Genomic DNA, 18,686 nt, shown 5'->3' on the forward strand with positions numbered 1-18,686 from the left:
CGCCAAAGGCGAGTGTTTTTTAATTGATTTTTGCGTATACGCGTGCATCACGTAAGCTACCGTCTGGTGCTATGAAATCATTTTCCATTGTACCTTCTAGAATAAACTCTAAACGTTCTGCTAAGTTACATGCATTCGTATTGGTTGCATCAATACGAATTTCAATTCTTCTAGCACTTAGCTTATCAAAGGCAAATTGAATGGCACCTTTAATAGCTTCAGTCATATAGCCTTGTTTTGTATACGCACTATGCAGCCAGAAGTGAAGTGAAAACTTTGGAATATCCCAGTTTTCAGGCTTAAGCGTTATAGCCCCGATAAATGTACCAGACACTTTATCGTATAAGTGAAAATCAAGTGTTTCACGAAGTAAAAACTGTCCGTGAGCGTTACGAACGATTTCTTCAGCACTTTCTTCTGTTTCAGCGTTAATTGGCATCCACGGTACTAAGTCCTCTAGAGAAGCTTGGATTGCTTCATACACTTCTGCACCATCACCTGGAAATGGCTTACGAACTTGTAAGCGTTCAGTTTGAAATAATGTTGGAAAATCTAATAATAATGGTTTCAAGAGAAATCCCTCCTATTCTCTACTTTTTAGTTTAGCAAAGTAGAGCGGAATTTCAATGTTAATTCGTCATACTTTTTTCTTTCTTTCATACATTTTTAGTAAGAGTGTGAACGGAGGGAAGAAAAATGTGGAGAAAAACTTGGCAAGATCGTGTAATGTCTCACATACAGGAAAACTCTTCATTATATATATTTAACGCTGTTTTATTATTGATGGGAGTAATATTTGGGGCCATTCTTGTAAATAGTCTACAATTAAATCAAAAACAAGATTTATCATTTTATTTACAACGTTTTTTTGGACAAGTTTCTAAAGGAGAATTTGCTATTGCAAGCGAAATGTTTCGAGAAAGTTACTTTTCGCAATTAAAATACATTGGATTTATTTGGATTTTGGGGATTTCAATTATTGGATTGCCACTTATTTTTATTTTATTGTTTGTAAAAGGAGTAGTTGTCGGATTTACAGTAGGTTTTTTAGTCAGTCAGCATGGATGGAATGGGTTATTATTAGCATTCGTTTCTGTGTTGCCACAAAACCTCATTATTATTCCAGTATTTCTCGTTATGACAACAATTGCAGCAAGCTTTTCCTTACGCATGATTAGGCATCAATTTATTCGGAAAATAACCGAGCCACTATTACCGTTATTAATTCGTTATACATGCTTCTTTCTTATAATTGGAGCGGTGTTAGCTCTTGCGTCTAGTGTAGAAGCTTATGCATCACCAGTTTTAATGAAAGAAGTCGTTGAGGCTATTAATAAACAATAAATACTTTATGAGAATAATTATCAATTTGTTTTTATTGTTTTTCTTTTGACAGAAGCCCTTCTTCTGATATAATGGTGTAAGAGTGGCGAGGAGGGAGTAGTACCGAATGGAAGAAAGAATTGAACGAATTAAGAAGCAATTACATGCAGCGAGCTACAAGTTAACACCGCAACGTGAAGCAACAGTTCGTGTGCTGCTAGAAAATGAAGAAGATCATTTAAGCGCAGAAGATGTTTACCTCCTTGTAAAAGAAAAGTCGCCAGAGATCGGATTAGCAACCGTCTATCGAACTTTAGAACTATTATCTGAGTTAAAAGTTGTCGATAAGATTAACTTCGGAGACGGTGTTTCACGCTATGACTTACGCCAAGAAGGTGCGCAGCGTTTCCACCATCATTTGATTTGTACACAATGTGGTGCTGTACAAGAAATACAAGAAGATTTACTTGGTGAAGTGGAAAGGAAAGTAGAACATGACTGGAGCTTTAAGGTGAAAGATCATCGTTTAACATTCCATGGGATTTGTAAAAATTGTCAAGAAAATGAAACGGATGAAAAATAACCTTTTCCTATTTATCTAGGAAGAGGTTTTTTATTTGAATAAGGTATAAATTGGTGAAAGCTTGGCATATGTTGTAATAACTTATATTTTGGAGGAGTTTACAATGCGCCGAGCTTTAAAATTAACTTTTGATGGAATAAAAGTATTTTTATTATTTACAAGTTGTACGATTTTGTTTTATTTCGCTATACTATGGATAAATGAAGAATATGAAAGCTATCATCGTTATGAAAAGCCACAAGAAGAGACTGTAGAAAAAGTATCAGGGAATGAAGAGCCGGCAAAGGATGCTTTCGTAAATAGAATGATGTTTTTCTATGAAAATGGGGAGTAGTGTAGATTGGAAGATCAATTAAAAGATTTTATTCATTATATGGTTGTCGAAAAAGGGCTTGCGAAAAATACAGTAGTATCTTATGAACGTGATTTAAAAAGTTATGTAAAGTATTTACAAAATGTAGAACAGGCGAAAAGCTTTCTTGAAGTGACACGCTTGCACATTGTTAATTTTCTGCAGCACTTAAAAGAAAACGGAAAATCTTCGAAAACATTAGCACGTCATATTGCATCGATTCGTTCGTTTCACCAGTTTTTACTTCGTGAACGAGCGGTAGAGCACGATCCATCCGTACATATTGAAACGCCGCAAGGAGAACGGAAATTACCGAAAGTACTATCAATCGATGAAGTAGAAGCGTTACTTCAGACACCAAAAATGACGAGTGCTTTTGGGGTTCGTGATAAAGCGATGCTAGAGTTATTGTATGCGACAGGGCTTCGTGTTTCGGAATTAATTGCCTTAAACTTAGAAGATATACATTTAACGATGGGATTTGTTCGTTGCATAGGGAAAGGGAATAAAGAAAGAATTATTCCACTAGGAAGTTTAGCGACGGAAGCGATTCAAAAGTATATTGAAAAGGGAAGAAGAGAATTGATGGGTAAAAGAGTAGTAGATGCACTATTTTTAAACCATCATGGGAATCGATTATCAAGACAAGGATTTTGGAAAATTTTAAAACGATTGGCGAAAGAAGCAAGTATTGAAAAAGAGCTTACACCACATACGTTGCGCCATTCTTTTGCTACGCATTTATTAGAAAATGGAGCAGACTTGCGTGCTGTGCAAGAAATGCTAGGACATGCAGATATTTCAACGACGCAAATTTATACGCATGTTTCAAAAGCTAGATTAAAAGATGTATATAAACAGTTTCATCCGAGAGCATAGTTACTATGCTCTTTTTTTCATAGATTCAAAAGGCTATAGTACTTCACAAAAACTTCACAAACATTTCGTACATTGTTTTCAGCAGAAGACTAGAATATTACAATGTATTTCCTCTATACTAAATAAGGTATGAAGGAGGAAATGATGATGAAAAAACTTATTATGACTTTATTTATCGCGATGCTAGCATTGGCTGGCTGTAATACAAACAAAGAAGAACCGAAAAAAGAACAGAAACTAGAAGCTGTAAAAGTAGCAGTTCAAACAAATCCGAAAGAAATTAAACCTGGTGAAAAAACAGAAGTACAAGCACTTGTTACACAAGGAAAAGAAAAAGTAACCGATGCTGATGATGTAAAGTTTGAAATTTGGAAAGCTGGCGACGAAAAGCACGAGATGTTAGATGGGAAGCATAAAGGAAAAGGTGTTTATGCAGTAGAGAAAACGTTCGAGACGGATGGAGTGTACCATATTATCGCTCACACAAATGCACGTGAAATGCATGTTATGCCAGAAGTAAAAGTGGCTGTAGGAAATGCGAAAGTAGAAGATGCGAAAAAAGAAAATAGTGATCACGGTGCAGGGCATGGCGATCATAAAAGCGATACAATGATCCATCTTATGGCTGGTGATATAAAAGCAAATGCTGAATCAACTATGAAAGTTCATTTAAAACAAAAAGAAGAAGCGTTAACTGGTGCTGAAGTACAACTTGAGATTTGGAAAGATGGTGTTGAAAAACACGAATTTATTCCAGCGAAAGAAGGAAATAAAGGAGAGTATGAAACGAAACATACTTTCAAAGAAAACGGTTCTTACAAAGTGAAAGTTCATGTTAAAAAAGGCGAACTACATGAACATAAAGAAGAAACAGTAGAAGTAAAATAAAAAGTAGCTCTTTAGAGCTGCTTTTTTTATTTTTATCTCGTTATTTGCGGGCAGATTAAAGTTTCGCTTTATATGACGAAATAAATCATAAAATAATTAGCACTTATTTGCATAATGGATTACAATAGAAGTGTGAAGAAAATGAGAAATTTTACGGAAATGTATTAAAAAGAAAGCGTAAACATGTTATGATATCAGTATCAGATGTCTGACATCTGACTTAGAAAAAACTAGAAATGTTTTTGAGTCGTTTCAAAGTAAACGAAATAGGTTAGAGAATCATTTAAAGAAGTACTGTTTGACAATGAGAACGAAAGAGAATTCTTATGGAGAACAGTTTCACTTTATAGCGTTTTGAACATACTACAAGAAGTAGAACTGAACTTATAGGAGGTCGCAGTTATGAATAAATATAAACGTATATTCCTAGTCGTAATGGATTCTGTTGGAATCGGTGAAGCACCAGATGCTGAACAATTTGGTGATTTAGGATCTGACACAATCGGTCACATTGCTGAACATATGAATGGGTTACAAATGCCTAACATGGTGAAATTAGGTCTTGGTAACATTCGTGAAATGAAAGGTATCTCTAAAGTAGAAAAACCACTTGGATATTATACAAAAATGCAAGAAAAATCTACTGGTAAAGATACAATGACAGGACATTGGGAAATCATGGGTCTTTACATTGATACACCATTCCAAGTGTTCCCTGAAGGATTCCCAAAAGAATTACTTGATGAATTAGAAGAAAAAACAGGTCGTAAAATTATCGGTAATAAACCAGCTTCTGGAACTGAGATTCTTGATGAACTTGGTCAAGAACAAATGGAAACAGGTTCTTTAATCGTTTACACTTCTGCTGATAGCGTATTACAAATCGCAGCACACGAAGAAGTAGTGCCACTTGATGAGTTATATAAAATTTGTAAAATTGCACGTGAATTAACGTTAGATGAGAAGTACATGGTAGGTCGTGTTATCGCTCGTCCATTCGTTGGTAAGCCTGGAAACTTTACACGTACACCAAACCGTCATGATTATGCATTAAAACCATTCGGCCGTACGGTAATGAATGAATTAAAAGATAGTGACTACGATGTGATTGCTATCGGTAAAATCTCTGACATCTATGATGGTGAAGGGGTAACTGAATCACTTCGTACGAAGTCTAATATGGATGGAATGGATAAGCTTGTAGATACATTAAATATGGACTTTACAGGTCTTAGCTTCTTGAACTTAGTTGACTTTGATGCATTATTTGGACATCGCCGTGATCCACAAGGATACGGAGAAGCTCTACAAGAATATGATGCTCGTCTTCCAGAAGTATTCGAAAAACTAAAAGAAGATGACTTATTATTAATTACAGCAGACCATGGTAATGATCCAGTACATCCTGGTACGGATCATACACGTGAATATGTACCGTTATTAGCATATAGCCCAAGCATGAAAGATGGCGGACAAGAACTATCACTTCGCCAAACATTTGCTGATATTGGTGCAACGGTAGCAGAAAACTTCGGTGTGAAAATGCCAGAACACGGAACAAGCTTCTTAAACGAGCTAAAGAAATAGGGGGATAAACAAATGAATCGTGAACTTATTACAAAATCAGCTTCATACTTAAAAGAGAAATTTCAAGAAACGCCACAAGTAGGACTAATCCTTGGATCAGGACTAGGTGTATTAGCAGATGAAATCGAGAACGCAGTAACAGTACCTTACAGTGAAATCCCTGAATTCCCAGTATCAACTGTAGAAGGACATGCAGGTCAATTAGTATTCGGTACACTTCAAGGTGTAACAGTAGTAGCAATGCAAGGACGTTTCCACTTCTATGAAGGATACGACATGCAAAAAGTAACATTCCCAGTTCGTGTTATGAAAGAACTAGGTGTAGAAACAGTTGTTGTAACAAATGCAGCTGGTGGTGTAAATACATCATTCGAGCCAGGCGATCTTATGTTAATTTCAGATCATATTAACTTCATGGGTACAAATCCATTAATCGGACCAAATGATTCTGAGATGGGTGTACGTTTCCCTGATATGTCTACATCATATACGACAGAGCTTCGTGAAATGGCGAAACAAGTCGCAGCAGACTTAAATATTAAAGTACAAGAAGGTGTATACGTTGGAATGACAGGTCCTGTATATGAAACACCTGCTGAAATTCGTATGCTTCGTACACTTGGCGGAGATGCAGTTGGTATGTCAACAGTACCTGAAGTAATTGTAGCTCGTCATGCTGGTATGAAAGTACTTGGTATTTCTTGTATTTCAAATATGGCAGCTGGTATTTTAGATCAGCCACTTCACCACGATGAAGTAATCGAAACGACAGAACGTGTTAAAGCTAACTTCTTAGCATTAGTAAAAGCAATCGTAAAACAAATGAAGGGGTGACCTCACAATGAGAATGGTGGACCTAATTGCAAAAAAACGTGACGGACATGCATTAACGACAGAAGAAATTAACTTTATTGTTGAAGGATATACGAATGGTGATATTCCTGATTATCAAGTAAGTTCACTTGCAATGGCAATTTTCTTCCAAGATATGAACGATCAAGAGCGTGCTGATTTAACAATGGCAATGGTAAATAGCGGTGATACAATCGACTTATCAGCTATTGAAGGAGTAAAAGTAGATAAGCACTCAACAGGTGGCGTTGGTGATACAACAACACTTGTATTAGGTCCATTAGTAGCTGCTTTAGGTGTACCGGTTGCAAAAATGTCTGGACGTGGTTTAGGACATACTGGTGGTACAATTGATAAATTAGAAGCAGTTCCAGGATTCCATGTTGAAATCGAAAATGATGAATTCATGCGTCTTGTAAATGAAAACAAAATCGCAGTTATTGGTCAAAGTGGAAACTTAACACCTGCGGATAAAAAATTGTATGCACTTCGTGATGTAACGGCAACAGTAAACTCAATTCCGCTTATTGCAAGCTCGATTATGAGTAAAAAAATTGCTGCTGGTGCAGATGCAATTGTTCTTGATGTAAAAACTGGAGCAGGTGCATTTATGAAAACAGATGAAGATGCAAAACGTTTAGCAGAAGCAATGGTGCGCATTGGTAATAACGTTGGTCGTAATACGATGGCTGTTATTTCTGATATGAGTCAACCACTTGGTGAGGCGATTGGTAACGCACTTGAAGTACAAGAGGCAATTGATACGTTACAAGGTAAAGGACCAAAAGATTTAGAAGAGTTATGTTTAACACTTGGAAGTCAAATGGTATACCTTGCGGGACAAGCTTCATCTTTAGAAGATGCACGTGAGAAATTAATTGAAGTCATGAACAACGGTAAAGCGCTAGAATCATTTAAAACGTTCTTATCAGCGCAAGGTGGCGATGCATCTGTTGTTGATGATCCTTCAAAATTACCACAAGCACAGTTTAAAATTCAAGTAGAAGCGAAAGAAGACGGTTATGTATCAGAAATCGTTGCAGATGAAATCGGAACAGCAGCAATGCTTTTAGGAGCAGGACGTGCGACGAAGGAATCTGAAATTGACTTAGCAGTTGGCTTAATGCTTCGCAAAAAAGTAGGGGACAGCGTGAAAAAAGGTGAATCCCTTGTTACCATTTACGCAAACCGTGAAAATGTGGAAGATGTAAAAGCAAAAATTTATGAGAACATGAAGATCTCTAAAGACCACGTAGATGCACCAACTTTAGTGCATGGTATTGTAACGAAGTAATAAAAAAGGCCAAGGAGTATTTCTCCTTGGCTTTTTTTGCTATTTTTTGTTTATAATAATAATGGGTGAAATTATGATTAGAATTTGTGCAATAACAAAAACAGATGAAGTATTATATGATGTTTCGCTAGAAGAAACAACGAAAGACCATATTGTATGGTATTGGCTAGATTTATATAAGCCAACGAAAGAAGAGTATACATACATTTTGCAAGATCATTTTAAGTTCCATCCCCTTGCAATTGAAGACTGTATAGAATATGTACAGAGGCCAAAAGTTGATTTTTATGATGGATATAACTTTTTAGTTCTTCATGCATTTGGTGAGGATGGATTAGAACCGCACGAGATCGATTTATTTATTAGTGATCGTTTTATTGTTTCTTTCCACTTTTCTCATAACAATGCAATCGAAAGAGTATGGAAAACACTTGGAGAAAAGAAGCGTATTAAAAATAGTCCCCTGCACGTAGCTCATACAATTATCGACCAAATTGTGGACGACTATTTTGCACCTGTATATTACATTGAGGATCATTTAAATGCAATTGATGATAATTTAACGGGTGAGACAGCAGGAAGTGTGCTAGAAGAAGTATTTGATATACGTGCAGACTTATCAAAACTAAGGCGTACAATCATTCCGATGCGTGATTTATTGTATCGTATTTTAAATTCGACTCGTTTTTACGGTATAAGTGATCATGAAATTTACTTTAAAGATATACATGATCATTTGCTTAAACTGACAGAAATGATTGAGGCAAGCCGGGAGTTAACGGCAGATATTCGAGATAGCTATTTTTCATTAAACTCACATCATATGAATAACATTATGAAAACATTAACTGTATTCTCGACTATTTTCATGCCATTAACATTTATTGCGGGAGTATACGGAATGAACTTTACGCATATGCCGGAGCTTGGTGGACAATATAGTTATTTTATTTGTCTACTTCTAATGGCACTAATTGGCGGTGGCATGATGGCTTGGTTTTATAAAAAAGGATGGTTTAAGTAAAAAAACACCGAGGAAAATTCCTCGGTGTTTTTTACTTAACCAATAGCATGTAATACAAACATGGCTAAGAATAAGCATGTAACGATATACATAGACGGTGCGACTTCTTTATGCTTTCCAAGAGCAACTTTTAAGATAGGATAAGCAATAAATCCGAACGCAATGCCATCAGCGATACTATATGTGAGCGGGATCATGACGATAATTAAGAACGCTGGAAATCCTTCTGAAAAATCGTTCAGAGGAATTTGCTGAATGCTTGTAATCATCAGGCCGCCAATAATAATTAAGATTGGTGCAATGGCACTATCAGGAATTAGTTTGACAAACGGAAGTGCAAACAGTGATGCAAAGAATAACATCCCTGTAACGATAGACGTCAGACCTGTCTTTCCGCCTGCAGTAATACCTGCGGCACTCTCTACTGTTGATACGGTAGGGCTTGTGCCAAATAGACCACATGTCATTGCTGAAATTGCATTGGCTTGGTAAGCACGTGGGAATTTACGGTCATCTTCTAATAAACCGTGCAGAAGTCCCATGTTCTCAAAAATAAGCACCATGCTTAAGGAGAATGTTGCAATCCAAAACGGTAAGGAAGAAAGTTTGCCAAATGACATAGCTCCAAACACATCGCCGTAATTAGCGAATGAGAATGAACTAGTTCCGATTTGACTTGTATCAACAAGACCAAATAGCCATGCAATACCAGTTCCTATTGCAATCGTCCATAAAAAGCTTCCACGTACGTTACGAATAAATAGTACAAGTGCAACGATAAGAGTAAGTAGTGTCGCAAGAACGACAGGGTTACTTAATTTACCCATTGCAACAGCAGTATTTGGATTCGAAACGACTAAACCACCTTTTTGCAATCCGATAAATGCTAAAAATAATCCGATGCCGACAGTAATAGCTTCCTTTAATGACTTTGGAATCGATACTGAAAGCACGCGAGCGATTGGTGTAAACGCAGCAATTGCAAAAATAATACCAGAGATGAAGACAGCTGCTAATGCTTCCTGCCAAGTTAATCCTAGCGTATGCACAGCGGTGTACGTGAAGAATGCATTTACACCCATACCAGGGACAAGAATAGCAGGTGCATTTGCCCAAAATGCCATGAGCAGACATCCGATAAATGAACTGAAAACAGTTGCTAAAATTCCAGCTTCAAGAGGAATGCCAGCATCGGATAAAATGGATGCATTTACAATCATAATATATACGATCGTGAAAAATGACGTAACTCCAGCTAAAACTTCTTGTTTTGGTGATGTTTCGTGTAAACCTAATTTAAATGTTCTTTCAAGTATTCCTTTCATGTTAAACCTTCTTTTTCATATCCCTCTCCCACCCGTGATATCTCTTTCGTAAGAGCTCACCGTCCTTTATTATATCAGAACATCATGTTTTTACAACAAGGAAAATGATAACGTTTACTTATAAATGAAATTATTTATAAATACGTAAAAATCGCTCGTATTGTTGAAATGATTTCTAATTCTCCCGATTGAATGGGCGGAGCTGCTTGTGCATGTAAAGTAGCAAAGGACGCAACTTCTCGTGGTAATTGAGCAGATTCTTCAACGAATGAGAGTGGAACAGGATTAATGTTTAAATTGTATGTACTCGCAATAGCACGAGCTTTTTCTACCGCTTGCTGCAGAGCTTGAATGAGAGCTTGCTCGTAATATTTATTTGGATAAGATATTCGAAAACGTAACCCTTTTGCTAAGTTTGCTCCATTTGAAACGGCTATATCATATACTTCCCCTGCTTTTTGTACATTTAAAACGGTAATTTCATACAAATGTTCCACACGGTATCCTTGTAGTAATGCTTTATCATTTACATATTCGTACTGGGGCGTAATCGTATATGAAATGGTTTCTATATTTTTGTCAGCAATCCCTAGTTGTTTTAGTGCATCTAATAATTGTTTTGATTGCACTGCATTCTCTTCTTGTGCCTGCTTTACATTTTTATGATCTGTACGAATACCAATCGTTAATATAACAACATTTGGTTTTGCTTTTACAACGCCTTCACCTTGTACCGTAATGGTAGCTTCTTTACCAGTATTTGCTGTACGTACGTTGTGTAAATAAGGATTCATTCCACCTTGCATTTTCCATCACCATCCTTATTTATATGTATATGTGTGAACAAAAAAGAAATTTGTATGAAAAAGTTACATAAATGGGAATGTTAGAGAAAGAAAGCATATACAACGAGGGTATTTATAGATTATAATATGTGTAAATATGATAAAAAAGGGACGAGGCTAGTGAACGAAAAAAGAGAAACACTGATTTTAGAATTATCCGGATCATTTCGAAAGATGATACGTTTATTACAAAATGATATTAATACACGTTTTGCAGAACATATGCCATACAATGAATTTTCTGTATTACGCGCGTTATTTTTAAAGAGTCCACAGATGGCTTCGCAAATTGCGAGTGAAGTAAACGTAACCTCCAGTCATATTACAGCTGTTACTGATCGTCTCGTACGAAAAGGGTTTGTAGAAAGAAAGCGTTCCAATTCAGACCGTCGTATCGTGTACTTAGAAATTACAGAACACGGAAGAGAAGTAACTGAAAAACTTGAAGCTGTGCGTAAAGAATATTATAAAGAGAGATTTAAAGGTTGGAGCGACCAAGAAATAGAAATGGTGTTAGAGTTATTTGGCCGCGTATTATAATAAATGAGGATAGGAAGCGAAAGCTTTCCTATCCTTTTTCTTTTGAATAAAAACATTTTGAAACTCCAATACTTTAATTAAAAAGAATCGGAGTGAAAAATTATGAAACGTATTTCTATGCTTTTCATTATGATTGGAAGTTTTTTCTGCTTTCATCAATTCGCGGATGCCGCAACGCCTCTTCAAGTCGTTCAGAAAGAATTACAACATATTTCAAATAAGCAACCTGTTTTATATTCAAAACTATGGATTCGTTCAATGCAGAATACTATTTTATTTCATCATAGTGATGACACTCGGCATGAAGATACGATTAGTAATGTAACAAAGTCTTCTCTTGTAAAGGTAAAACAACTACCACTTCAAAAAGCATCGCAGTACATCCCAAGGTTATCGCAATATATTTCTAAGTTTGAGGCTGAGAATGTGCAAGTATATTATGTTGCAGCTCGTTATGAAGTGAAAAAAGAAAATTCGTATCAGTTAAATGGCATGAATTATTTTATGCAAGTGTTTATTCAACAAGGGGGGGAATGGAGAATTGCTGAAAGCATAGTTGCTCCGACAGATCAAATCGTGGCAAATGGTGACGGATTTGGAACGAAGCAAGAAAAAGAGTATGGGAAAAGAAGAGAGAATGTGAAATAACCTCCTCATTGAGAGGAGGTTATTTTATTTAAAACTCCAAGAGACTTTCCATTTTAATATTTTAGGCAGGAAGAAATACGTAATGAAACTAGTCACTAAAAATCCGATGTAAAAGCTGGACAATGACTGCGCACGACTCAGCATTAAACCTCCAACCATTCCACCAAAGAAAATCGCACAACCCATAACTACTTTTTGTAGTTTCGGATATAATAAGTAGTTACCATTTCGCTCATTGACTGAACGGGCATATAAATACATCCCGAGTGGTAACAAAATAATGATATGTGTAATAGGTGCAATCAATAATTTTGCCGAAGGGATTGTTGTAAAGTTTGGTTCATTATGACGTACTCCATCCTTATCAGTATAAGCGTTTTGAGGATCGTAATTAAAGCTAATAGTAAACTCTTCTGCTGGACCAGAAATACGTATGTTTTCCATAACATCATGTATACTGCCATTGTTCTCATGAAAGTCGGCATTCGAGTGAACAGCAATGACTCCTGATATTAGAGATGGAAGTAACGCTGGGAAGATTAATATAGCGGCAGTAAGAAATCCTTGCGATATTACATTTCCAGCGATTGTTCCTATACATAAGGCAAGTGTATAAATAGCAATTAATACAATTAACATGTATATAAAGTAACTATGAAAGGGGGAGAATACTTGATATTTATTATGAAAAGTCAACTTTTTCATAATAGCAAATAGTCCCCAGTTTAAAACGACAACAGCGGCGATATTACAGATTCCAAACAACCACTTTGTTATATAAAGGTGCGAACGTTTAAATGGCATAGACCATAACAAGTCGCTAGCGTTATTTTGTCTTTCCCATCCAATTAACGTACAAGCTAGAACGATCAGTACGCTACCTAACAGCATGATAGAATCTAGAAGTGTTAAATCAAAACTGTAATGATATATAGCTTTCCATTTTTTATTCATATTTAGAAAATATTGCTGTTGAATAGAAGTCATATAGTATTTATATGACAAAGTATAGAAGCTGACGAGCCAAAATAACCATACAACATATTTACTTTGTTGATATGTTCTTAGCCACAGTGCTTTTTGAAACATAGGATCTCTCCTTTAAAAAACTTTATAATTTGTTAGGCGTGATAATACAACATAAGTAATGATTCCAGCGAGAAACAAACTGATATAGTAGTTAGGTAAGACATAAAATTGATTTATTTTATAGCCACCTAGTAATGCAAAGTAAATGGTTGTCCCCCATATCCATATTTTTAAATGTTTTTGGAAAATAAATATCTTTTGGCCATTTTCATTTGGTGACCGCATATATAAATATGTCCCAAGTAGTAAATAAAATATTGTATAGAAAATAGGGACTAACATTGATTTGGCTGAATAATATTTATGAGATACTGGATTTCTTAAAGTAGTTGGATCGTTGTCCTGCTTTCGGTATTCTGGATTATAGTTATAATCAATAGAAAAGCGATATATTGGTGCAACTATATTTGTTTTTTGATTGATTTCATAAAGTTGTTCATATAGCTTATAATTTTTAGGATCGGTAGCTTCTAAATGATTTATCGTAAAAGTGTAAACTAGTGGAATAAATGTAAGTCCCATTAGTATCCACGGAATACAAAAAACAACCTGGGAAACAATGCTTCCAGTAAAAGTACCGATGCATAGTGCAGCTGTATATACTGCAACATAAGAAACAATTGCATAAAGAAAGTATCGATGAAACGGACTAAATGATTGATAATCAAAATGAATAGTTGTTCTATAAATAACATACATAAGAATCCAATTTACAAGTAATGAGCTCACAATACAAAAGGAACCGAAAGCCCATTTCGATAAGAAAACATCTTTTCTTTTAAACGGCATCGTCATAAGTAGTGTATTAGATTGGTTACTACGTTCCCAACCTATTAATAAGCAGGCTAAAGCAATGATAAGAAGAGTTAACCAAAAACTATTACCTTCTCCTGAAGAAAAGGTATAAAAATAATAATACTGTTTCCCTTTTTCTTGTAATTCGTAATATTTATCGAGTTCCATCAGAGCACTTCTATAGTATCCTAAAGATAAAAGATAAAGCGAACTAAAGAAGAATAGTAACACAGCATATTTCCCGCGCTTCCAATTCCACATCCACAACGCCTTATGAAACATACCCATCCTCCTCTAGTGTCGTAACGAAGACATCTTCAAGTGACATTGTTAATTCTTCAATGAGTATAGGTTGTTCTTTATAAAACTTCTCCAGTGTTGTAGCCACATTTCCCTCAATTAAGATTGTAAATACTTTTCCTGTTTGATTTAATATTTTAATATTGCTTAAGTTTTCTAGTTTTTGAGGTAATGAACGTTCATAAGCAACTTGTATTTTAGCAAATCGTGATTTTGCATCGTCTAGTGATGTAATAGACGAGATAGTATGGCCTTTTAATATAATAATTGTATCTGCGATTTGTTCCACTTCATCTAAATGGTGCGTTGAGATGAAAATGGTAATCTCTTTATCTGCAACTTCTCCAACGAGAAATTGAAGGATCTGCCGTTTAACGATAGGGTCAAGTCCATTTGTCGGTTCATCTAAAATGATATATTCTGCCTTTGTAGAAACGGCTAAAATGATGGCAAGCAGTGCTTTCATTCCTTTTGAATAACTACGAATTCGTTTGTTTGGTAAGCTAAAACGCTCCAACAGTTCATAGAAATATGCTTCATCAAATGCGTTATAAACTTCTTTATAAAACTTTACAATTTCTTTTACCGTATATCCGTTCAATATGTTAGTAGAATCCGGAACATATACGATTTTTTGCTTTATTTCAGGACACTGATGAATGTTTGTCTCTTCATATGTAACAGTCCCTGCATCAGGGTCTAAAATACCGACCATCGTTCGTAATAAAGTTGTTTTCCCCGCGCCGTTTCTTCCGAGTAATCCAATAATACTTCCTCGTTGTAATGTGAAAGAAACATCATCTAAAATTGTTTGATTATCAATTGTCTTCTTCAAGTTTTTCACTCTCAGCATCCGCATTTCCTCCAATCTCTTTATAGTATGAATCTATCCAATCATGAATTTTATCTTTCGTAACACCAAGATAAGAGGCTTCTAATAGTAATTGATGAAATTGCTTTTGAACCATAGCGATTTTCCTTTCGTCTAATGTTGGGGTAATCGATTGGGATACAAATGTTCCTTTTCCTCGTAATGTTTCAATAATTCCTTGTCGCTCTAACTCTTGATATGCTTTACTTACTGTATTTGGATTTATAACGAGTAAAGAAGCGAGTTCGCGTACAGAAGGAAGTTTATCACTTGGAGCTAACATATTTTTCAATACGAGTTCTTTTATATTTTGAACAATTTGTTCCCATATCGGAGTGTTGCTTCTTGGATCAAGTTGAATATGCAAGAGCAATGTCTCCTTTCTGACTTGTATTAAGTGTACTACTTCATGTAATACACTTAATACAATATAGGTGATGAATATATTTGTCAACTGAAAATATTAGAAAAATATGGTATTAAAAAATAATAAATTGGAAAAAATAGGTTTGATATAGAATGGAGGGTTAGTCATGAAGCGAGTTTTTGGAATACTTGTTTGTTTCATGTTATTGCTTTCTGGTACTTCAGTTAGTTTCGCACAATCTGAGAAGACGAAGCAGGAAAAAACAGAAGAAACAACGCCGAAGTTAGCGGAACAAGCGTCATCAGCAATTGTAATTGAACAAGATACAGGTAAAGTTTTGTTTGATAAAAATCCAAATGAGAAGTTACCACCTGCTAGTATGACGAAGATTATGACAATGCTATTAATTATGGAACAAGTTGAAAAAGGAAAACTAAAACTGACCGATAAAGTTAGAGCAAGTGAGCATGCAGCTTCAATGGGTGGATCACAAATCTTTTTAGAGCCTGGAGAAGAGATGACTGTAAATGAAATGCTAAAAGGTATTGCTATTGCATCTGGAAATGATGCGTCTGTTGCAGTAGCGGAGCATATCGCGGGTTCAGAAGAAGGTTTTGTAAATATGATGAACAAAAAAGCGAAAGATTTAGGACTGAAAAATACTCATTTTCAAAATCCAACAGGTCTTCCGGCTAAAGACCATTATTCCACAGCAAATGATATGGCTATAATGGCGAAAGAATTGATGAAGTACCCACTTATTCGCAAATATACAGGTAAATACGAAGACTATTTACGAGAAGATACGGATAAGAAGTTTTGGCTCGTGAATACGAATAAGTTAGTACGTTTTTATCCTGGAGTAGATGGTGTGAAAACGGGCTTTACGACAGAAGCAAAATATTGTTTAACAGCATCGGCTGAAAAAAATGGCATGCGTGTTATTTCAGTTGTTATGGGAGCACCTACATCGAAAGAACGGAATAATCAAGTAACAAAGCTTCTTGACTATGCATTTGGACAATATATGACAAAGAAATTGTATACACGTGGCGAAAAAATTAAGACTGTACAAGTAGGAAAAGGGAAAAAAGAAAAAGTAGATTTAGTTGCGTCAGACAATGTGTCTCTTCTTATGAAGAAGGGCGAAAATATGGACAAAGTAAAGCAAGAAGTAATTGCTGAAAAGAAAGTGAAAGCGCCGATTAAAAAAGGTGACGCGCTTGGTACACTTGTTATTAAAAAAGATAAAGATGTTTTATTAAAACAAACAATTGTAGCAAAAGAAGATGTTGCTGCAGCGAGCTGGTGGGAGTTATTTAAAAGAAGTTTTGGGATGTTTTCAACATCAAAATAGCGGCAAACATTTTGCCGCTTTTCTATTCGTATGAAAGTAAATAATTGCCGAATGTTTTCACTTTATGGCGAAATAGTTCTTCTTTTGTCAGCAGGAAGGATTCTTATGTTGTATCACGAAAATCTTTATGTATGTAAATGAGTAAAGTTTGAGCATAAGGAGGAAATCGTGTGAGTCTTTCCATGCAATTAGAAGTAAAGCGTGACGTCCTATGTGTGAGACTAGCGGGTGAATTAGATCATCATACTGCTGAAGAGTTGCGAACGAAAGTAACAGATATGATTGAGACACATGGTGTTCATCATATTGTTTTGAGCCTAGAGAACTTATCGTTTATGGATAGTTCTGGTTTAGGTGTTATATTAGGCCGATATAAGCATGTAAAGGGATTAGGTGGAGAAATGGTTGTTTGTGCAATTTCACCGCCTGTTAAGCGTTTATTTGAAATGTCGGGCTTATTTAAAATTGTTCGCTTAGAAGAAAGTGAAGCGCATGCGCTCGCGACGTTGGGGGTGGCATAAATGAGAAATGAAATGAACCTTCAATTTTCAGCATTAAGTCAAAATGAATCATTCGCTCGCGTTACAGTAGCTGCTTTCATTGCGCAACTAGATCCAACGATGGAAGAACTTACGGAGATTAAAACAGTTGTGTCAGAAGCAGTTACGAATGCAATTATTCATGGATACGATGGAAATGCAGAAGGTGTTGTTTATATTTCTGTAATTTTGGAAGAAGCAATGGTGAAACTCACGATTCGAGATGAAGGGATTGGCATCTTTGATTTAGATGAAGCAAGACAACCCCTTTTTACAACTAAACCTGAATTAGAGCGTTCCGGAATGGGATTTACTATCATGGAAAATTTTATGGATGAAGTAGAAGTTATTTCAAACGAATCTTTCGGGACAACAATCCATTTGACAAAATACTTATCAAATAGTAACGCTCTATGCAATTAAGGAGAATAGCCTATGGACATAGAGGTCAAAAATGAGAAGAAGAAACCTCAGTTAAAGGACCACGAGCTAAAAGCGTTAATTCAACAAAGTCAAGATGGAGATCAACAAGCGAGAGATACAATCGTTCAAAGTAATATGCGTCTCGTATGGTCGGTTGTGCAGCGTTTTCTTAATCGAGGATACGAACCAGACGATTTATTTCAAATTGGATGTATTGGGCTCTTAAAATCGGTAGATAAATTTGATTTATCTTTCGACGTGAAATTTTCAACATATGCAGTTCCAATGATTATTGGAGAAATACAACGATTTTTACGTGATGATGGATCAGTGAAAGTAAGTAGATCTTTAAAAGAAACAGGAAATAAAATTCGAAAGATGAGAGACGAGCTTTCGAAAGAATTCGGAAGGGCACCAACGATTAACGAAGTAGCCGAAGCGTTAGAACTAACGCCAGAAGAAGTGGTTCTGGCGCAAGAAGCGAGTCGTGCTCCTTCATCTATACATGAAACGGTGTATGAAAACGATGGAGATCCAATCACTATTTTAGATCAAATTGCTGATCAATCTGAAACGAAATGGTTTGATAAAATTGCTTTAAAAGAAGCAATTAGAGAATTAGATGATCGAGAACGTTTAATTGTATATTTACGCTACTATAAAGACCAAACCCAATCAGAAGTAGCGGAGCGCATAGGTATTTCGCAAGTACAAGTTTCAAGACTTGAAAAGAAAATATTAAAACAGATGAAAGATCGAATAGATGAGTAGCTATCTATTCGATTTTTTTTATGACTTTAATTTA

Annotated in this window: 22 protein-coding genes; 15 read left to right on the forward strand and 7 right to left on the reverse strand. The window is 35.7% G+C overall.

The features are described 5' to 3' along the window. Positions 1–19: 19 nt before the first annotated feature. A complete protein-coding gene (locus AABL52_RS06975; RefSeq protein WP_000803488.1) occupies positions 20–571 on the reverse strand; it encodes a GNAT family N-acetyltransferase in 552 nt (183 codons plus the stop codon). 155 nt (positions 572–726) lie between these two features. Here AABL52_RS06975 and spoIIM point away from each other — a divergent pair, with 155 nt between their 5' ends. The 9 genes from spoIIM (at position 727) to corA (ending at position 8,782) form a co-directional block, all read left to right on the forward strand. Next, complete coding sequence (gene spoIIM / locus AABL52_RS06980) at positions 727–1,344, forward strand: stage II sporulation protein M (protein ID WP_229200852.1); 618 nt, start codon at positions 727–729, stop codon at positions 1,342–1,344. A 106-nt stretch (positions 1,345–1,450) separates the two neighbouring features. Continuing rightward, the gene (locus tag AABL52_RS06985) at positions 1,451–1,906 is read left to right on the forward strand and encodes a Fur family transcriptional regulator (RefSeq protein WP_000392655.1); all 456 of its coding nucleotides are present in this window, start codon (positions 1,451–1,453) and stop codon (positions 1,904–1,906) included. Between the two features lie 103 nt (positions 1,907–2,009). Continuing rightward, entirely contained in the window at positions 2,010–2,240 is a 231-nt protein-coding gene (locus AABL52_RS06990; RefSeq protein ID WP_001250433.1) for a YqzK family protein, read from the forward strand. Positions 2,241–2,246: 6 nt separating this feature from the next. Beyond that, positions 2,247–3,137 carry a site-specific tyrosine recombinase XerD gene (gene xerD, locus AABL52_RS06995; protein WP_341519098.1) on the forward strand — a complete coding sequence of 297 codons (891 nt, stop codon included), beginning with the start codon at positions 2,247–2,249 and terminating at the stop codon, positions 3,135–3,137. 144 nt (positions 3,138–3,281) lie between these two features. Further along, on the forward strand, positions 3,282–4,025 hold the full coding sequence (locus AABL52_RS07000; protein WP_002107764.1) for a FixH family protein: 744 nt from the start codon (positions 3,282–3,284) through the stop codon (positions 4,023–4,025). A gap of 402 nt (positions 4,026–4,427) precedes the next feature. Further along, positions 4,428–5,612, forward strand: coding sequence for a phosphopentomutase (deoB, locus tag AABL52_RS07005; RefSeq protein WP_001046084.1), 1,185 nt, complete (start codon positions 4,428–4,430; stop codon positions 5,610–5,612). A gap of 12 nt (positions 5,613–5,624) precedes the next feature. Further along, entirely contained in the window at positions 5,625–6,446 is an 822-nt protein-coding gene (locus tag AABL52_RS07010) for a purine-nucleoside phosphorylase (protein WP_001078444.1), read from the forward strand. Between the two features lie 7 nt (positions 6,447–6,453). Next, positions 6,454–7,758 carry a pyrimidine-nucleoside phosphorylase gene (locus AABL52_RS07015; RefSeq protein ID WP_341519099.1) on the forward strand — a complete coding sequence of 435 codons (1,305 nt, stop codon included), beginning with the start codon at positions 6,454–6,456 and terminating at the stop codon, positions 7,756–7,758. Positions 7,759–7,819: 61 nt separating this feature from the next. Then, positions 7,820–8,782, forward strand: a complete 963-nt coding sequence (corA, locus tag AABL52_RS07020; protein ID WP_002008459.1) for a magnesium/cobalt transporter CorA — start codon at positions 7,820–7,822, stop codon at positions 8,780–8,782. A 35-nt stretch (positions 8,783–8,817) separates the two neighbouring features. Here the strand turns inward: corA and AABL52_RS07025 are convergent, their stop codons facing one another. Both AABL52_RS07025 and AABL52_RS07030 read right to left on the reverse strand, forming a co-directional pair. Further along, positions 8,818–10,107 carry an NCS2 family permease gene (locus AABL52_RS07025; protein WP_341519100.1) on the reverse strand — a complete coding sequence of 430 codons (1,290 nt, stop codon included), beginning with the start codon at positions 10,105–10,107 and terminating at the stop codon, positions 8,818–8,820. A 134-nt stretch (positions 10,108–10,241) separates the two neighbouring features. After that, positions 10,242–10,913, reverse strand: a complete 672-nt coding sequence (locus tag AABL52_RS07030) for an SIMPL domain-containing protein (protein WP_341519101.1) — start codon at positions 10,911–10,913, stop codon at positions 10,242–10,244. A 159-nt stretch (positions 10,914–11,072) separates the two neighbouring features. On the opposite strand from AABL52_RS07030, the gene AABL52_RS07035 reads away from it, so the two are divergent. Both AABL52_RS07035 and AABL52_RS07040 read left to right on the forward strand, forming a co-directional pair. After that, positions 11,073–11,492: a MarR family winged helix-turn-helix transcriptional regulator gene (locus tag AABL52_RS07035; protein ID WP_001003309.1), complete on the forward strand. Its 420-nt coding sequence runs from the start codon at positions 11,073–11,075 to the stop codon at positions 11,490–11,492. Between the two features lie 102 nt (positions 11,493–11,594). Next, complete coding sequence (locus AABL52_RS07040) at positions 11,595–12,140, forward strand: hypothetical protein (RefSeq protein WP_341519102.1); 546 nt, start codon at positions 11,595–11,597, stop codon at positions 12,138–12,140. 24 nt (positions 12,141–12,164) lie between these two features. Here the strand turns inward: AABL52_RS07040 and AABL52_RS07045 are convergent, their stop codons facing one another. The 4 genes from AABL52_RS07045 to AABL52_RS07060 are packed head-to-tail and all read right to left on the reverse strand — an operon-like array spanning position 12,165 to position 15,562. Next, positions 12,165–13,229, reverse strand: coding sequence for an ABC transporter permease subunit (locus AABL52_RS07045; RefSeq protein WP_341519103.1), 1,065 nt, complete (start codon positions 13,227–13,229; stop codon positions 12,165–12,167). 12 nt (positions 13,230–13,241) lie between these two features. Continuing rightward, on the reverse strand, positions 13,242–14,306 hold the full coding sequence (locus AABL52_RS07050; protein WP_341519104.1) for an ABC transporter permease: 1,065 nt from the start codon (positions 14,304–14,306) through the stop codon (positions 13,242–13,244). Further along, complete coding sequence (locus AABL52_RS07055; RefSeq protein WP_061672332.1) at positions 14,296–15,177, reverse strand: ABC transporter ATP-binding protein; 882 nt, start codon at positions 15,175–15,177, stop codon at positions 14,296–14,298. Before AABL52_RS07055 ends, AABL52_RS07050 begins: the two co-directional genes overlap by 11 nt. Continuing rightward, positions 15,143–15,562 carry a GntR family transcriptional regulator gene (locus AABL52_RS07060; RefSeq protein ID WP_000548043.1) on the reverse strand — a complete coding sequence of 140 codons (420 nt, stop codon included), beginning with the start codon at positions 15,560–15,562 and terminating at the stop codon, positions 15,143–15,145. Before AABL52_RS07060 ends, AABL52_RS07055 begins: the two co-directional genes overlap by 35 nt. Positions 15,563–15,728: 166 nt before the next feature. Between AABL52_RS07060 and dacF the strand changes: the two genes are divergently transcribed. The 4 genes from dacF (at position 15,729) to sigF (ending at position 18,652) form a co-directional block, all read left to right on the forward strand. Further along, positions 15,729–16,919, forward strand: coding sequence for a serine-type D-Ala-D-Ala carboxypeptidase DacF (gene dacF, locus AABL52_RS07065; RefSeq protein WP_000831992.1), 1,191 nt, complete (start codon positions 15,729–15,731; stop codon positions 16,917–16,919). A 170-nt stretch (positions 16,920–17,089) separates the two neighbouring features. Then, a complete protein-coding gene (gene spoIIAA, locus AABL52_RS07070; RefSeq protein WP_000059133.1) occupies positions 17,090–17,440 on the forward strand; it encodes an anti-sigma F factor antagonist in 351 nt (116 codons plus the stop codon). Continuing rightward, on the forward strand, positions 17,441–17,881 hold the full coding sequence (gene spoIIAB / locus AABL52_RS07075; RefSeq protein WP_048546248.1) for an anti-sigma F factor: 441 nt from the start codon (positions 17,441–17,443) through the stop codon (positions 17,879–17,881). 12 nt (positions 17,882–17,893) lie between these two features. After that, positions 17,894–18,652 (forward strand): RNA polymerase sporulation sigma factor SigF, encoded by a 759-nt coding sequence (gene sigF / locus AABL52_RS07080; RefSeq protein WP_000350733.1) that lies wholly within the window; start codon positions 17,894–17,896, stop codon positions 18,650–18,652. Positions 18,653–18,686: the final 34 nt, after the last annotated feature.

It is taken from the genome of Bacillus paramobilis (assembly GCF_038096195.1).
Taxonomy (GTDB): domain Bacteria; phylum Bacillota; class Bacilli; order Bacillales; family Bacillaceae_G; genus Bacillus_A; species Bacillus_A mobilis.

Bases quoted from the DNA above. Each gene is read 5' to 3' on its own strand.
- spoIIM (WP_229200852.1), top strand. From the start codon at position 727: ATGTCTCACATACAGGAAAACTCTTCATTATATATATTTAACGCTGTT.
- AABL52_RS06985 (WP_000392655.1), top strand. From the start codon at position 1,451: ATGGAAGAAAGAATTGAACGAATTAAGAAGCAATTACATGCAGCGAGC.
- AABL52_RS06990 (WP_001250433.1), top strand. From the start codon at position 2,010: ATGCGCCGAGCTTTAAAATTAACTTTTGATGGAATAAAAGTATTTTTA.
- AABL52_RS07000 (WP_002107764.1), top strand. From the start codon at position 3,282: ATGATGAAAAAACTTATTATGACTTTATTTATCGCGATGCTAGCATTG.
- deoB (WP_001046084.1), top strand. From the start codon at position 4,428: ATGAATAAATATAAACGTATATTCCTAGTCGTAATGGATTCTGTTGGA.
- AABL52_RS07010 (WP_001078444.1), top strand. From the start codon at position 5,625: ATGAATCGTGAACTTATTACAAAATCAGCTTCATACTTAAAAGAGAAA.
- AABL52_RS07015 (WP_341519099.1), top strand. From the start codon at position 6,454: ATGAGAATGGTGGACCTAATTGCAAAAAAACGTGACGGACATGCATTA.
- corA (WP_002008459.1), top strand. From the start codon at position 7,820: ATGGGTGAAATTATGATTAGAATTTGTGCAATAACAAAAACAGATGAA.
- AABL52_RS07025 (WP_341519100.1), bottom strand. From the start codon at position 10,107: ATGAAAGGAATACTTGAAAGAACATTTAAATTAGGTTTACACGAAACA.
- AABL52_RS07030 (WP_341519101.1), bottom strand. From the start codon at position 10,913: ATGCAAGGTGGAATGAATCCTTATTTACACAACGTACGTACAGCAAAT.
- AABL52_RS07040 (WP_341519102.1), top strand. From the start codon at position 11,595: ATGAAACGTATTTCTATGCTTTTCATTATGATTGGAAGTTTTTTCTGC.
- AABL52_RS07045 (WP_341519103.1), bottom strand. From the start codon at position 13,229: ATGTTTCAAAAAGCACTGTGGCTAAGAACATATCAACAAAGTAAATAT.
- AABL52_RS07050 (WP_341519104.1), bottom strand. From the start codon at position 14,306: ATGTTTCATAAGGCGTTGTGGATGTGGAATTGGAAGCGCGGGAAATAT.
- AABL52_RS07055 (WP_061672332.1), bottom strand. From the start codon at position 15,177: ATGCTGAGAGTGAAAAACTTGAAGAAGACAATTGATAATCAAACAATT.
- dacF (WP_000831992.1), top strand. From the start codon at position 15,729: ATGAAGCGAGTTTTTGGAATACTTGTTTGTTTCATGTTATTGCTTTCT.
- spoIIAB (WP_048546248.1), top strand. From the start codon at position 17,441: ATGAGAAATGAAATGAACCTTCAATTTTCAGCATTAAGTCAAAATGAA.
- sigF (WP_000350733.1), top strand. From the start codon at position 17,894: ATGGACATAGAGGTCAAAAATGAGAAGAAGAAACCTCAGTTAAAGGAC.